This is a genomic window from [Actinomadura] parvosata subsp. kistnae (assembly GCF_900323885.1).
Taxonomy (GTDB): domain Bacteria; phylum Actinomycetota; class Actinomycetes; order Streptosporangiales; family Streptosporangiaceae; genus Nonomuraea; species Nonomuraea composti.
Genome location: NZ_OOHJ01000015.1, coordinates 217,923 through 231,973, shown reverse-complemented (window position 1 = coordinate 231,973; position 14,051 = coordinate 217,923). Strand labels below are relative to the sequence as shown.

12 protein-coding genes and 3 tRNA genes are annotated in these 14,051 nt (G+C 74.1%); 2 read left to right on the top strand and 13 right to left on the bottom strand.

Annotation, left to right across the window (positions count from 1 at the left end; translation table 11 throughout):
- Window positions 1–64 precede the first annotated feature (64 nt).
- The 13 genes from mrdA to KIS93_RS15650 all read right to left on the bottom strand — a co-directional run bounded on the left by mrdA (window position 65) and on the right by KIS93_RS15650 (window position 12,642).
- A complete protein-coding gene (gene mrdA / locus KIS93_RS15710; RefSeq protein WP_155126516.1) occupies window positions 65–1,918 on the bottom strand; it encodes a penicillin-binding protein 2 in 1,854 nt (617 codons plus the stop codon).
- Entirely contained in the window at window positions 1,911–2,390 is a 480-nt protein-coding gene (locus tag KIS93_RS15705; RefSeq protein ID WP_080036874.1) for a hypothetical protein, read from the bottom strand. The genes mrdA and KIS93_RS15705 overlap by 8 nt, the downstream gene beginning before the upstream one ends.
- Before the next feature lie 5 nt (window positions 2,391–2,395).
- On the bottom strand, window positions 2,396–3,133 hold the full coding sequence (gene mreC, locus KIS93_RS15700) for a rod shape-determining protein MreC (protein WP_155126522.1): 738 nt from the start codon (window positions 3,131–3,133) through the stop codon (window positions 2,396–2,398).
- Window positions 3,130–4,350 carry a rod shape-determining protein gene (gene mreB, locus KIS93_RS15695; RefSeq protein ID WP_080036876.1) on the bottom strand — a complete coding sequence of 407 codons (1,221 nt, stop codon included), beginning with the start codon at window positions 4,348–4,350 and terminating at the stop codon, window positions 3,130–3,132. Before mreB ends, mreC begins: the two co-directional genes overlap by 4 nt.
- A gap of 116 nt (window positions 4,351–4,466) precedes the next feature.
- Entirely contained in the window at window positions 4,467–6,338 is a 1,872-nt protein-coding gene (locus tag KIS93_RS67470) for an ATP-binding protein (protein ID WP_080036877.1), read from the bottom strand.
- A 235-nt stretch (window positions 6,339–6,573) separates the two neighbouring features.
- A complete protein-coding gene (locus tag KIS93_RS15685) occupies window positions 6,574–7,005 on the bottom strand; it encodes a nuclear transport factor 2 family protein (RefSeq protein WP_080036878.1) in 432 nt (143 codons plus the stop codon).
- A 15-nt stretch (window positions 7,006–7,020) separates the two neighbouring features.
- On the bottom strand, window positions 7,021–7,497 hold the full coding sequence (locus KIS93_RS15680) for a hypothetical protein (RefSeq protein WP_186404256.1): 477 nt from the start codon (window positions 7,495–7,497) through the stop codon (window positions 7,021–7,023).
- Complete coding sequence (locus KIS93_RS15675; RefSeq protein ID WP_186404255.1) at window positions 7,494–9,146, bottom strand: hypothetical protein; 1,653 nt, start codon at window positions 9,144–9,146, stop codon at window positions 7,494–7,496. Before KIS93_RS15675 ends, KIS93_RS15680 begins: the two co-directional genes overlap by 4 nt.
- A gap of 1,168 nt (window positions 9,147–10,314) precedes the next feature.
- Window positions 10,315–10,389: transfer RNA gene (locus tag KIS93_RS15670), tRNA-Val, on the bottom strand.
- 5 nt (window positions 10,390–10,394) lie between these two features.
- Window positions 10,395–10,465: transfer RNA gene (locus tag KIS93_RS15665), tRNA-Cys, on the bottom strand.
- A gap of 15 nt (window positions 10,466–10,480) precedes the next feature.
- Window positions 10,481–10,552: transfer RNA gene (locus KIS93_RS15660), tRNA-Gly, on the bottom strand.
- Between the two features lie 89 nt (window positions 10,553–10,641).
- The gene (locus KIS93_RS15655) at window positions 10,642–11,388 is read right to left on the bottom strand and encodes an SDR family NAD(P)-dependent oxidoreductase (RefSeq protein ID WP_080036880.1); all 747 of its coding nucleotides are present in this window, start codon (window positions 11,386–11,388) and stop codon (window positions 10,642–10,644) included.
- A 54-nt stretch (window positions 11,389–11,442) separates the two neighbouring features.
- The gene (locus tag KIS93_RS15650) at window positions 11,443–12,642 is read right to left on the bottom strand and encodes a ferritin-like domain-containing protein (protein WP_080036881.1); all 1,200 of its coding nucleotides are present in this window, start codon (window positions 12,640–12,642) and stop codon (window positions 11,443–11,445) included.
- 101 nt (window positions 12,643–12,743) lie between these two features.
- Here KIS93_RS15650 and KIS93_RS15645 point away from each other — a divergent pair, with 101 nt between their 5' ends.
- Window positions 12,744–13,295: a hemerythrin domain-containing protein gene (locus tag KIS93_RS15645; protein ID WP_230465986.1), complete on the top strand. Its 552-nt coding sequence runs from the start codon at window positions 12,744–12,746 to the stop codon at window positions 13,293–13,295.
- Between the two features lie 44 nt (window positions 13,296–13,339).
- Complete coding sequence (locus tag KIS93_RS15640; RefSeq protein ID WP_155126528.1) at window positions 13,340–14,047, top strand: ArsR/SmtB family transcription factor; 708 nt, start codon at window positions 13,340–13,342, stop codon at window positions 14,045–14,047.
- Window positions 14,048–14,051 lie beyond the last annotated feature (4 nt).

Sequence of the window (14,051 nt, the reverse complement as noted above, 5' to 3'; positions counted from 1 at the left end):
CCTCCAGCCCTGACCCGCCGCCTGAGCCTGGCCCGCTCTCCGGGCCCGACGCGCCGCCCTGTGGTCATCGCCGCTCCCTGAGCCCGAGGATGCCCTCCCAGATGGCGCGGGCCGCGGGCGCGGCGCCCTCGGCGCCCCTGCCGCCCTCCGACAGCACGACGACCACCGTGTAGCCGGGGTCGGGCGCGAACGAGGCGAACCAGGAGGTGTCCCGCCGCCCGAACGACTCCGCCGTCCCCGTCTTCCCCGCCACCGCGATCCTGCCGAACGGGAACCCCTTGAAGGCGCCCGCGGCCGTCCCCGTCCTGGGCACCTGGCCGAGGGCCTGCCGGAGGAAGCGGAGCGTCGCGTCCGAGGCCGGCAGCCGCCCGGTCACCGGCGGGGTGATCGTGCGCACGGTCGTCCCGCCGGGCCGCACCACCTTGAGGCCGACGCGCGGGCTGTAGAGGGTGCCGCCGTTGGCGACGGCCGCGTACGCCCGCGCCAGTTGCAGCGGCGTGACCAGCACGCCGCCCTGCCCGATGGCGAAGTTCGCCGCGTCGCCGCCCCGCCACACGCCGCCGCCCCGGCAGTTCTCGCGCGCTAGCTCCGTCAGGTACGCGGCCCGCGCCCGGTCGCCCATCTCCGGATAACCCTCGCGGGACCGGCGGCAGATCTCCGCCCGGGTGGCCCGCCACTGGGCCCGCTTCGAGGCCGCGTCCGGCACCGCGCCCGCCGCCTCGCCCGGCAGGTCCACGCCGGTCGGCCGGCCGAAGCCGAAGCCGCGGGCGGTGCGCTGCAGGGCGTCGGAGCCGCGCCGCCAGAGCCGGTCGGCCAGCCGGTAGAAGATCGTGTCGCATGATCGCACCAGCGCCCCGTGCATGGTCATCGGCCCGAGGTCGGCCCCGGCGAAGTTGCGGAACACCCGGTCGCCGACGGTGTAGCCGGGCGGGCAGTCGTAGGTGGCGCCGAGCCCGTACCCGGCCGCCGCCGCTGCCGCCGCCGAGGTGACCTTCCACGTCGAGCCGGGCGCCCACTCGCCCTGCACGGCCTGCGACAGCAGCGGCAGCGCCCGGTACTCGCGGGCCGTCACGCCGTCCGTCCACACCGACGGGTCGTACGCGGGCCGCCCGGCCAGCGCCACCACCCGGCCCGTCGCGGACTCCAGCACCACGGCCGCGCCGGAGGAGCCGCCGCCGCTCGCCAGGGCCTCGCCGAGCGCCTGCTCGGCGATAGCCTGGACGCGGGCGTCGATGCTGGTCACGAGCGTGTCGCCGGGGACGGGCGGCTCCTGGCGGATCGTCCTCGTGACCCGGCCGGTGTTGTCCACGGCCACGTCCGTGCGCCCGGCCCGGCCGGCCAGGTCCCGGTCGTAGGCGGCTTCGAGGCCGTCGCGGCCCTTCGCGCCCTGCACGTAGCCGAGGGTGTGCGCCGCCGCCCGGCCGTAGGGGTACACCCGGATCGGGCGCGGCTCCGTACGGACGCCGGGGAAGTCCTGCTGCCGCTCGCTGATCTGCAGCGCCACCGGCACGCTCACGTCCCGCGCCACGGGGATCGGCTCGTACGGTGAGCCCTGCCAGCACGGCTGCGGCACCGACGGCCCGCACAGCCGCACCTTCTCCGCGAGCTGCCGGTACGGCCGGCCCAGCGCCTCGCCCAGCCGGGTCAGCACGGCCCGGCCGCCGTCCGGCTGGTGGGCCAGGGCCATGGCGTCCACCGTCACGACGGGCCGGGTGGTGTTGGTGACGAGGGGGCGGCCGGTCACGTCGAGGATCTGCCCCCGGGTGGGCGGCAGCGGCACGCTCCTGACCCGTACGTCGGCCGCCGCCCGCACGTACGCCGCGCCGTTGACGACCTGGAGGAACCACAGCCGTCCGAGCAGCGTGGCCAGCATCGCCGTGGCGACCAGCCGCAGCACGAGCAGCCTGCCCCTAGACACGGCGCGGCACCACCTCGGCGGCGGGGCGCCGCCGCGCGTGCAGGGCGCCCAGGACGGCTCCCAGGGGCACCGTCCACGCCAGGGTGAGCGGCAGCCCGGCCGTCGCCGACGCCCAGACCTCGTCACCGAGCCCGGCGGCGGCGACGCACGGCAGCACCGTCCCCAGCCCCGCCCCCAGGACGCCCGCCACCAGCGGCCGGCGCGTGGCCCTTGAAGGCCGCCTCAGCCATCCCGCCAGCAGCCCCGTCAGCGACAGCGCCAGGGCGGTGCGCCCCACGGTGCCGTCGGCGGGCGGGGTCACGTCGGCGGCCAGCCCCGCGACCAGCCCCGCCACGCACCCCCACACAGGCCCGCGCGCCAGCGCCGGCCACACCACGGCCAGCGTCACCAGGTCGGGCCCGCCCCAGGCCGCGCGGTTGACCAGCAGCACCTGCGCGAGCGGCGCGACGAGCGCCACCAGCACGAACCCCACTGCGCTCACCGCTCGGGCCGCGGCACGATCACCGCGACGAGGCCGAGCGCGGACAGCCGGGCGGCGGGCCGCACCAGCGCCGTCCTGGTGGCCGCACCCGGCGCGCTCTCCAGCGCGGTGACCGTCCCGATCGGCACCCCGGCCACGTACGGCCGCCCGCCCGCCGACCCCAGCGTCACCACCTGGTCGCCCACCTCGACGGGCGCGTTCGGGTCGAAGAGACTGAGCCGCAGCCCCGCACCCGGCACCCCGGTCACCACGCCCAGCTCGCCCGAGCCCGCCACGCGCGCCCCGATGGACGAGCCCGCGTCGGTGATCAGCGACACCGAGGCGGTCCCCGGCCCGGCCCAGGTGACCTTGCCCACGAGGCCGTCGGCGTCCAGCACGGTCATGTCGCGGCCGAGCCCGGCGGAGGCACCGGCGTCGATGGCGACGCTGCGGCCCCGCCCGAACCCGACCACGTGCGCCGCCACCCCCTGGTACCCGCCCGGCACGGAGAGCCGCCCCGCCGACCGGGTGCCGGACGACAGCAGCCGGGCCCGCAGCGCCGCGTTCTCCCGCTCCAGCTCCCGCAGCCGCCCATCACCGCCGAACACCCGGGTCGCCACCCCGAACGCGCTCTCGGCCGCGCCGTACACGCGGGCGCCCGCCGCCCGTACCGGAGTCAAGGGGGTGACCGCGCGGTCGACCACGACGAGGAGGGCGGCGGCGGCCAGCACGAGCAGGACGAGCGCCCGCCTCACCGGCGCGACCATTCGGGCAGCAGCACGTCGCGCATCGCCTGGAAGCGCTCCACGCAGCGGCCCGCGCCCAGCGCCACCGAGTACAGCGGCTTGTCCACGAGCCGGATGGGCATGCCGGTGGCCTCGCCCATCCGCTCGGGCAGCCCCCGTAACAGGGCGCCGCCCCCGGTCAGCACGATGCCGTTGTCGAGCAGGTCGCCGGCCAGCTCGGCCGGGCACTGGTCGAGCGTCGTCTGCACGGCGTCGACGATGGCCTGCACCTGGTCCTCGATGGCCTCGCTGATCTGCTCGGCGGTGATCGTGGCGGTCTTCGGCAGGCCGCTGACGAGGTCGCGCCCGCGCACCGGGGCGGACGCCCGCGGGTCGAGGGTGCGCGGCGCGGCGGCCTGCGGCGCGCTCTCCGGCTTCGGCCTGGACCGGAACGGGTTCCAGCCGCGCGGCGCGGGCGGCGGCTCGGGCGGCTCCTCGTCCACCGGGCCGGCGGCCCCGTCCTCGGCGGGCATGGCGAGGCCGGCGCGGTGCCGCCCCACGGGGTCGGCGCCCGTCTCCGGGGCCGCCCGGACGATGCCGAGATCGATCTTCAGGCGCTCGGCGGTACGCTCGCCGAGCAGCAGCGCGTGCTCCTTCTTGATGTGGGTGACGATGGCCTCGTCGAGCTCGTCGCCGCCCACCCGCACCGACTTGGCGACCACGACGCCGCTCATCGAGACGATGGCGACCTCCGTGGTGCCGCCACCGATGTCCACGACCATGTTCCCGGTGGCCTCGCCCACCTTCAGCCCCGCGCCGATCGCCGCCGCCATCGGCTCCTCGATGATGTGCACCCGCCGCGCGCCCGCCTCGTACGCGGCCTCCTTGACCGCCCGCTGCTCGATCGAGGTGGTGCCGCTCGGGACGGCCACCACGATGCGCGGCCTGGCCAGGAACCGGCTCGGGTGCGCCTTCTGGATGAACAGGCGCAGCATGCGCTCGGCCGCGTCGAGGTCGGCGATCACGCCGTCCTTGAGCGGCCGGATCGTGGCGATGTGCGGGGGAGTGCGGCCCACCATCCGCTTGGCCGCCTTGCCGACGGCCACGACGGTGTTCTTGTGCAGGTTGATCGCGATGACGGAGGGCTCGTTCAGCACGATGCCCTTCCTGCGGACGTAGACGAGGGTGTTGGCCGTACCGAGATCGACGGCTATGTCATGACCGAGAAGAGCCCATGCGAATGCCATGTGCCGCACAGCCTTTCCGACCGGGACGGGCAGGGGGACTCTGCCCCCACAAGCGCTGCCCTGAAGGCGGCTGGCCCCAAACGCGATATGTCTGTAGCCGTGACCGTCCGCCCAGGTCAGCCGGGGTCGTACGAGCAGCGCAGCCCCGTCCGCACGGTCGCCCGCAGCTCCTCCCCGATGACGGGATCGGCTATCGCGACGCGATCCACGGCCCGCCTGATCGCCTTGCCGACCGCCGTGCGGGCCCGCTCCTCGCTGCCGGCGAACGTCCGCGGCCGCCCGCCCAGCCCCGCCGCCGACGCCAGCTCGGCCACCAGCCAGTCGCGCTCGGCCCGCCGCTCCCGCGCCTCCTCGCGCCGCTGCCCCGCCTCCAGCTCCGCGATCTCGGCGTCGAGCTGCGCCAGCCGGTTCCGGTACGCCCGGCCGGCCGGCCCGTCCAGCATCCGCTGCGCCGACATGCGGGCCGGAGCGGCAGGATCGGGCGAGCCCGCGGCCAGGTCGGCGGCCGGGATCTCCTTGCCCGGGTTGGCCAGCAGCGCCGCCAGGTGCAGCATGCCCACGCAATGGTCCACGAGCGCCGTGCGCGCCCCCAGCTCCACCCGCCACTGCGGGCCCTCGGGGCGGCACGTCACCCGCTCGGCCACCCGGCTGGGCACGCGCATGCCCAGCGCCTCGGCCTCCTGCGCGGCCAGCGCGAGCTGCCCGCGCGCCCCCTCGTCCCTCGGCCCGTCGCGCAGGGCCAGCGCCTGGCCCAGCCGCGAGCGGGACAGCGCGACCGCCGGCCAGTGGCCCAGCGCCAGGTTCTCGTGCACCGCCCTGCGCAGGTGCGCGACCGCCGCGTCCGGATCGCCCATGACGATCGCGGCCACGCCCAGGCTGTGCCGGACGGAGCCGAGGCACACGATGCCGGGGCTGGTCATGACGGGCAGGCCCGCGTACGGGGCCAGCAGCGCCGCCGCCCTGGCCGCCAGCTCCGCGTCGCCCAGCAGGTCGGCCGCCTCCACGATCGCGTACATCGACAGCAGCCACGTGCTCGTCCGCGGCCGGTCCGCCAGGACGCCGCCGCGCAGCCTGGCCAGCATGCCCTCCGCCAGCCGCCGGTCCCCGGCCGTCGCCGCGGCCACCGCCAGGCCCGCGTACGGGGAGTCGTCCACGGCCGCCAGCATCGGCGAGTTCACCAGGTCGCTCAGCAGCGGGACCAGCTCCCCGATCCGGCCCTGGTACCAGCGGATGGCGGCCAGCTGGCGGACGTACCAGCCGGGCGCGTCATGGTCGCCGGCCGCCATGCCGCGCTCGTAGCAGGCCGCCGCCCGCTCCTCGGCCTGCTCGAACCGGCCGGCGCGGGTGCTCAGCATCACCTCGATCGCGCCGACCACGAACTCGATGGCCTGCTGCCCCGCGCCGTCCAGCGCGGTCCGCAGCTCACCCAGGGCCCGCTCGGCGTGCGGGTCCGCCTCCAGAAGCAGGTCCACCGTCCGCCACAGCAGGCCGATCAGCAGGTCGGAGCGGCGTCCTGTACGGGAGGCCACCCCGATCAGCTCCCTGGCCAGCTCCATCCGCCGCGCCCCGTCACCGGGGCCCAGCATGCAGTGGTGCGCCAGGCTGAGCGCCTCCGCCAGCGCCACCGGGTCGTCGGCGGTCCTGGCCTCCGCCGCCAGCGCCATGATCGCCTCGTGGCCGCCGGTGCGGTAGTCGTCCTCCGCCGCCAGCCTGATCCGCAGCCGCAACGCCAGCGGCGAGTCCGCGTCCAGCCGCGACAGCGCCTCCCGCTGCCGCACCCGCACAGTCGCCGCCGCGGCGGCCGTGCGGTGCTCGTGCACCCACATCCCGCCCAGGCCGAGCGCCGCCCTGGCCAGGGCGGCCGCCTCACCCCGCTGCGCCGCCTCCGCGTAGGCGTAGTCGAACCTCTCGCGTGCCCGACGCATGTCCCCCTTGACGAGCAACGCGTGCTCTCCGTCGAGGAGAGTCCACTCCAGTGTCTCGATCACTGGCCATAACCCCCGTGGCAAGCCGGAATGCCGTGGCGCACCCATGGGGTGGCGGGCCTCCCACCGCTCCGCTCCCCTGGCCGATGGCTCCTCGGGTGAACAACCTTGGAGACGGCTCCCCACCGTCGTCCGGTTCAATTCCACCTCAAACCGGAAAGATTCGGAATCGAATTACGGGAGGGGAATGTCCGGGATTCACCACAGAGCCTTGGGCGCGGCTTTGACAGCAACGGGCTCAGGACACCGTGCGCCAGGTCTGCTCCTCCACCAGCTCCACGCTGCGCCACCCGTCCGGCGTGCGGCGCAGCCTGTGGTGGTAGTAACCGCCGCCGTGCAGGAACCCCTCGGTGCCCGCCGCCACCATCTCCCGCGTCGGGGCCAGCGTGTCCGTGAAGGGCGCGCTCACCCGGGCCTCGCCGTCCTGGAAGTCGATCCGGGCCGCCCCGATGAGATGCAGCCGGGCCGGCCAGTGCACCAGCACCTCGGCCAGCCACGCCTTGACCTCGTCCCGGGTGCCCGTGATGCCGCCGGAGGAGCTGTAGTCGATCACCGCGTCCTCGCTGAACACCTCGTCGAGCAGGTCCCACTGCCCCGAGTCGATCGCGTGGGTGTAACGCGCCAGCAGGCCCGTGATCTCCGACCGGTCGGCGAGCTCCTGATGGTCCATGAGCTGATCGTCGCGCTAAGAACGCCGGATGACCAGGCCGGGCAGCCGCCCGTCCGGCACCCGTACCGTGAAGGGGGCGCACGGGACGCAGAAGTAGTCGCGGCCGAACGTCAGCTCCACGGCGCCCGGGGCGAGCGCCACCAGCAGGCGGTCGCCGTCCACGCTCACGGTCCGCGGGCTGTGGTCCTTCGGGACCAGACCCTTGGGGACGAGCGGGCGCACCGCGTCCGCCAGCCGCCGCCGTCCCGCCGGGGTGAACGCGGCCGGGGCGAAGACGTCCCGCACGGTCAGCGTCCGGCCCGCGCGCCGGTCGTAGGTGACGGCGCGGCCCAGCTCGCCGGTCAGCGCGTACCGCACGGAGACGAGGCCGGCGTCGTTGCGGACGAGCACGTACGAGCCGGTCAGCGCCGCTCCCGCTTGGGGATTCCGCCGGTGCCGCCGCAGGGCCTCGTCCACGTACGCCCGCACCGGCGCGACCAGCGCCGCGTTCACCCGCGCCGCGTCCGCCGCCCCCGCCGCCCTGGGATAGGAGACGTCGATGGTGACGCCCGGCAGCCGCTCCCGCCACCCCGCCGTCTCGAACGCCAGCGGCCCCGCGCCTGGCTCGCGACCACGAGCGGCACCGCCGCCACCAGCGCCAGCACCACCCCTCCGGCCACCAGCACCTTCTTCGGCACGGCGACCGCCACCCCGACCGCCACCCCGGCCACCGCGAACGGCCCCGCCACCAGCCCGACCACGAGCCCCACCGGCGTCCCCAGCCCTGTCACCGCCCCGAGCCCTGTCGCCGACCCCACCCCCGCCTCTGACCCGAGTCCCGTCGCCGTGCCCAGCGCCGCCTCTGGCCCCAGCCCCGTCGCCGTCCCCAGCCCGGCCTCTGGCCCCAGCGCTGTCGCCGTCCCCAGCCCGGCCACCATGCCAACCGCGGTGTCGGCCACCGTGCCGGCCACTGTGCCGGCCAGCACCGACATGCCCCATACCGTCAGCCACACCGACCAGCGGCGCTCCCGCACGTTCACCTTCGCCAGCCCGACATACACCAGCGCGGCGAGCAGTCCGAGATAGGCCACTCCGGTCAGCCCATCCGCGACCGGCACCTCGACCCCCCGGACCGATCCGATCACCTGCCCCGCGCCGGCGACGACGAGGAGGACCAGCGCACCCCCGGCCGCCCGCGCGGCGATGATCGCCCGCTCCCTCCTCCCCGGCACATGCCCCCGCACCTGCTCCTTCCACTCCCGATACCGCTCAGCCAGCCTCTCCCACGCCTGCTCACCCTCCAGCTCCACCACCCGGGCGAACCTCGACACCCCCACCTGCGAATACACGATGAACAGCACCGCCCCGAACACCGGCGCCCCGAACACCACGAACGCGGCCGCCTCATCCGCGGGCCGGATCCCCGCCGGCCATTCACCGGTCACGACGAGACCGGTCAGGCTGCCGACGCTCCAGGCCAGCGCCGCCGCCAGCGCGAGCGCCGCCACGAGCACCGGATAGAACGACGCGGGAAAGACCCGGACGAGCTGCCCGCGCGCCGCCACGTACACGAGCACCGCCGCCGCCACCGCGAACACCGCCGCGATCGCCCATGACCACACCACCGCGACACGCCCCACCGCCGCATCCGGCGGGGCCAGCAACGCCACCGCCCGCACGGTCACGGGCGTCTCCGAGTCGTACGTCCGCCGCGTCAGCATCGGAAAGCGGGACGTCACGGCCACGCAGGCGTAGGTCAGCGCGACCGCGGCCCCCGCCACGAGCAACGCCCACCGCCGATCGGTCCGCACCGGATCGACCGGCGCCGCCTCCCGTTGCCTGGCGGGCAACACCCGCTGCACCCCGACCGCCACCATCGCCAGCACCAGCGGCGGCAGCGCCGTCTGCGCGGGCGTGGCAGCCAGCACCCCCGTCACATCACCCGCATACTCACCCACCCAGGCGGCGCTCAACGGAGCCGCCAGCAGCAGCTCCCTCATCCCGCCATCAACCGCCACCACAGCCGCATACACGACAGGCGCCACCGACAACGCCACCCATGCGAGGACGAACGCCCGCCCCGGCCGCCCCTCCACCGGCATCCGCCGCCGCAACGCCCCCTCGACTGACGCCACCACGACCGCCGCGAGCACCACCGCCACCTGCTCAAAATACCTGAACGACAACGGCAGCCACCCCAGCAACGGCCCCGCTCCCGCACCAGCACACTCCACACCACCGACCACCCGACCGCCAGACACGGCACCACCCAAGCCCGCGGCCAGAACGTCCCACCCCGCTCCTTGGGCCCACCGCCCGGCACCACCCGCGTCCCCGCCAACGCCACCCCGGCCGCCACCACCCCGATCACCATCCCCCAGGCGGCGGCATCCCCGACATAGGGCCCGAACGGCACCCGATGCCCCCGCGCCCACAACAACACAGCCAGCACCCCCGCCGGCCCACCCATCAACCCCCAGCACAAAACCACCCCACCCCACGCCCCACCGAACCCGCCCCACCTGTACGCCAGATACGCCCCACCGGTGAGTAACCCGGCGAACACCACCAACGTCACACCGGTCCCCGCCGCCTGACCCTGCCCGATCCCGGGAAACACCAGCACCCCCGCCCGCCCCCGCACCAACCCGCCACCGAACGGCAGGGCACTGAGGGTGGCGAGAACGAGCGCGGCACCGGCAGCGACCAGCAGAAAAACCCGAGTCCCGGTCCTCCGAGCCTCGGACGCCCGAGCCGTGGCCGCTTGGGCTTTCGGCGCTTGAGCTGCGGGCGTCCGGCCTGTGGCCGCTCGTGCTCTGGACGTCCGGGTCGCCGGAGTCTTGCTTCCGGAGGCTTGGGCCTTCGGCGTCCGGACTTGGGGCGCTTGCGCTTTCGGCGCTCGGCTCGCGGGCGTCCGGGCTTCGGCCGCCCGGCCTTTCGACGCTCCCGTCGCCGGAGTCGAGGCTTCTGCCGCATGGGCCTTCGGCGCCCGGGTGGCTGCTGTCCGGGAGTCTGGCGTCCGGCGATCTGGTGGCTGGGCTTCTGGCGTCTCGTCCGCCGGCGTCGGGGCCGCTGATGTCCGGGTTTTCGGCTTCCTGGCCCTTGGTGTCCCGGGCATCGGTGTCTGGGCCGTCGTCACCGTCTTCGCCGTCTGGGTCGTCTTCGCCACGCATGGTCATCTGCCCGCCACGACCCGCTCCCGCACCACGGTGACCGGGAAGTGGCCCCCGGGTGAGCGCCGCACCGGGCGCCGCCGACAGCCTGGGAGGCGGTCAGCGCGTGCGTAGAAAAACACAAGGCCCCGGCTGAGCAGCCAGGGCCTTGAAGGTGTGGTGGACGATACTGGGATTGAACCAGTGACCTCTTCCGTGTCAGGGAAGCGCTCTCCCGCTGAGCTAATCGTCCTCGCGAGGTGGCGACGGGATTTGAACCCGTGTGGACGGCTTTGCAGGCCGCTGCCTCGCCTCTCGGCCACGCCACCGAGCCGGAAGCTCCGAGCGGAAGACGGGATTCGAACCCGCGACCCTCACCTTGGCAAGGTGATGCTCTACCACTGAGCCACTTCCGCATCCGCCTCGTGGGCTGTGACCCCGGGGCGACGAAGAGAACTCTAGCGAATCTCGGCCGAGTCCCCAAACTGGAATCCGGCCGCCCAGGTCACGTGTGGCCGCCGTTGACGGTGAGGCGGCGGCCGGTGACGAAGGCGGCGCCGTCGGAGGCGAGGTACGACACGGCCGCCGCCACGTCCTCCGGGGTGCCCATCCGGCCCAGCGGCACCTCCTCCAGGTATGCGCTCTCGTCCACCCCTTCGTGCCGTTCCACGGGGATCCAGCCGGGTGCGACCACGTTGACGGTGATGCCGTACCGGCCCAGCTCCTTGGCCCAGACCTCGGTGAGGGCGTGCTGGGCGGCCTTGGCGGCGGTGTAGGCGGAGGTGTCGGGGAGCTTGCGGTCCACGATGTCGGAGCCGATCTGGATGACGCGGCCGCCGCCGCGTTCCTTCATGCCGGGCAGGACGGCCTGGACGAGCAGGGTGGGGCTCTTGACGAAGAACGTGAGCTGGTCGAGGTGGGCCTGCCAGGTGAGGTCCTCGACGGGGAGGTTCGGCTGGGGGCCGGTCGCGTTCGCCACCAGCACGCCTATCGGGCCGAGGCGTTCGGTGACGGCGGCGACCAGGCGCTCGACGGCGGTCTCGTCCGTGATGTCGGCGGCGAAGGCCTCCGCGACCCCGCCCGCCGCGCGGACGGAAGCGGTCACCTGCTCGGCTCCGGCCCGGTCGGAGCGGTAGTTGACGGCCACGGCGAGGCCGTCGGCGGCCAGCCTGCGGGCGATGGCGGCCCCGAGCCCGCGCGATGCGCCGGTGACGAGCGCGACTGTGGTGGTGGCGGCTGCGGTGGTGGTCATGGGGCCCGACTCTAGCCGGGCGCCGATCAGCGCCCCAGCGCAGGTTCGCAGCGGTCAGATGCTGAGCTGCAGGCCAGCCGGGTGCGGTCCCTCCGTCTCCAGGCGGTACTCGCGGCCCGAGATCGCCCGGTTGTCGTCGATGACGCGTTCCGAGGCCGGCTTCTCGCCGCCCATCACGGCCTCCTGCATGCGGGTGAAGCGCTCGTGCGCCTCCTTGACGTACCCGGTGCCGAGGGTGGTGCAGTCGATCTGGGTGGCGAGCAGGTCGCGGATGTAGCCCTTGTTCGGCTCGAACGTGACGGGCGGCGGCAGCGCGGGGGCGAGCACCTGGTCGGGGTCGCGCCCGTCGAACCGGGTGAACAGCTCGGCCGCCAGCCGCAGGTGCTCCAGCTCCATGTTGAGGTGCAGCTCCCAGATGTTCTTCACCTTGGGGTCGGACTCGGTCTCCATGAACGAGTAGTAGAGGTAGCACTCGTTGTACTCGTGGTTGAGGAGCTGCTCCCACAGGCTCTCGCCCGGGTCGACCAGCGACTCGTAGTGGGTGACGTGCTCCTCCTCGACCATGCCGATCTCCTGGTAGAGCCGGCGCGCGATGGGCTCCATGTAGGTGGGGCCGACGTTCATGTAGAAGTTCATGGTCTGCTGCTCGGCCGACATGATCGTCAGGGCGTGCAGGCGGGACAGCGGCTCGGTGACGCTGCGGTCGTACGGCTGGCGGACGTTGTCGAGCGGGTCGCGGTGGTGCAGGTACGTCGGGCGGCCGGGCATGATCTCGGTGAGGTTGTCGACGATCTTCTCCGCCTTGCGGTGCTCGATCATCTCGTACAGGTTGGCGTACCGGTAGAGGTGGTCGAAGTCCTCCAGGACGCCGAACTGGTAGGCCTGCTTGAGGTACGGGTCCGGCTCCATCCGCGCCACCCAGGCGGTGAGGTCCACGGCCACCTGCTCGTACGCGATCGTCGTCTCCAGCACCGACGACGAGCCGGGCAGCAGCCAGTTGACCACCTTCTGCTGCTGGGCCTCGACGGCGCGCACGCGGGCGAGCCGCTGCTTGATGTCGAGGTCGGGGCAGTGGCGGGCGAGCTGGTGGCTGAACAGGATGGCCTCCACCTCGATCCCGTTCATGGTGATGATCCGGCACCGCGTGTACGGGTCGGCGTGGTCGGGGTCGATCGGCGTGACGTTCAGCTCCCGCCAGTTACGCAGCTGCTCGTCCAGCGGGATGCCCCGCTCCTGAAGTGGGTCGAAGGCCATGTCGCTCCGCGTACCCGGGGCCTTTCCCGGCAACCTCCGCGTTCCGTCCGCGTTCGGTAAGGCGGCGCGTGCCGGGAGCGGGCCAGGGTACGGGCGCTGACGTGGCTGAACAAGATGTCATCGAGCTCCTGATGGCCCAGCACGGCCGGATCAGGGATCTGTTCGACGAAGTGGAGCAGGCGCCTCCCGACAAGGTGGGCGACGCCTTCGACCGGCTGACGCGCATGTTGTCGGTGCACGAGACGGCCGAGGAGGAGATCGTCCACCCGTACGCGCGCAGGAAGCTCGACAACGGCCAGGGCGTGGTGGCCGACCGGCTGACCGAGGAGAACCGGGCCAAGCGCCTGCTGCTCGACCTGCACAAGAGCGGCGTGGACCATCCGCGGTTCTGGGAGGGCCTGGCGGCGCTGCGTACCGCGGTGATGGCGCACGCGCGCAGCGAGGAGCGGTACGAGTTCGCCCGGCTGCGCGCGCACACCTCGGTCGTGGAGCGGCGGGCGATGGCGGCGGCGGTGCGCGCGGCCGAGACGCTGGCGCCGGTGCGCCCGCATCCGGGCACGGAGTCGGCGACGCGGAACCTGGTGATGGGCGCGCCCCTCGCGGTCATGGACCGGGCCCGCGAGGTGATCAGGAAGGCACTCGGCAAGCGGTGACCCTTCGACACCGGTCGAAAGGTCGCCGTACTAGCGTCATGAGCATGGAACACATCGCCAGGGACGCCGACATCGCCCCGGTCGCCGCGCTGATCGCCGATCCGACGCGGGCCGCGATCCTGACGGCGCTGCTCGGCGGGCGGGCGCTGGCGGCGGGGGAGCTGGCCAGGATGGCCGGGGTGAGCGCGGCCACGGCGAGCGCGCACCTGGCCAAGCTGCTCGACGGCGGGCTCGTGGACGTCGTCCGCCAGGGCCGCCACCGCTACTACCGCCTGGCCGGGCACGAGATCGCCGAGGTGCTGGAGGTGCTGGCCAGGGTCAGCGCCCGCCCGCCGGTGCGCTCGCTGCGCCAGTCGCGGCAGGCCAGGATGCTGGAGGAGGCCCGTACGTGCTACGACCACCTGGCCGGGCGGGCCGGGGTGGGGCTGCTCGACCGGCTCAAGGAGGGCGGCTTCTACGACGGGCACGACGTGACGGAGTCGGGGGAGCGGCTGCTGTCGCGGCTGGGCGTGGACGTGGCGGGCGCGCGCCGGTCGAGGAGGCGGTTCGCGCCGGAGTGCCTCGACTGGACCGAGCGGCGGGCGCATCTCGGCGGGGCGCTCGGGGCGGCGATCACGGAGGTGCTGTTCGAGCGCGGATGGTACCGGCGGGGCAGCGTGCCCAGGGCGGTGCTGCTGACGGACGAGGGCAGGCAGGGGCTGGCGGAACTGTTCGCCGGTAAGGGGCTAACATCGGTTACGCCGGTTACCTAGTCGA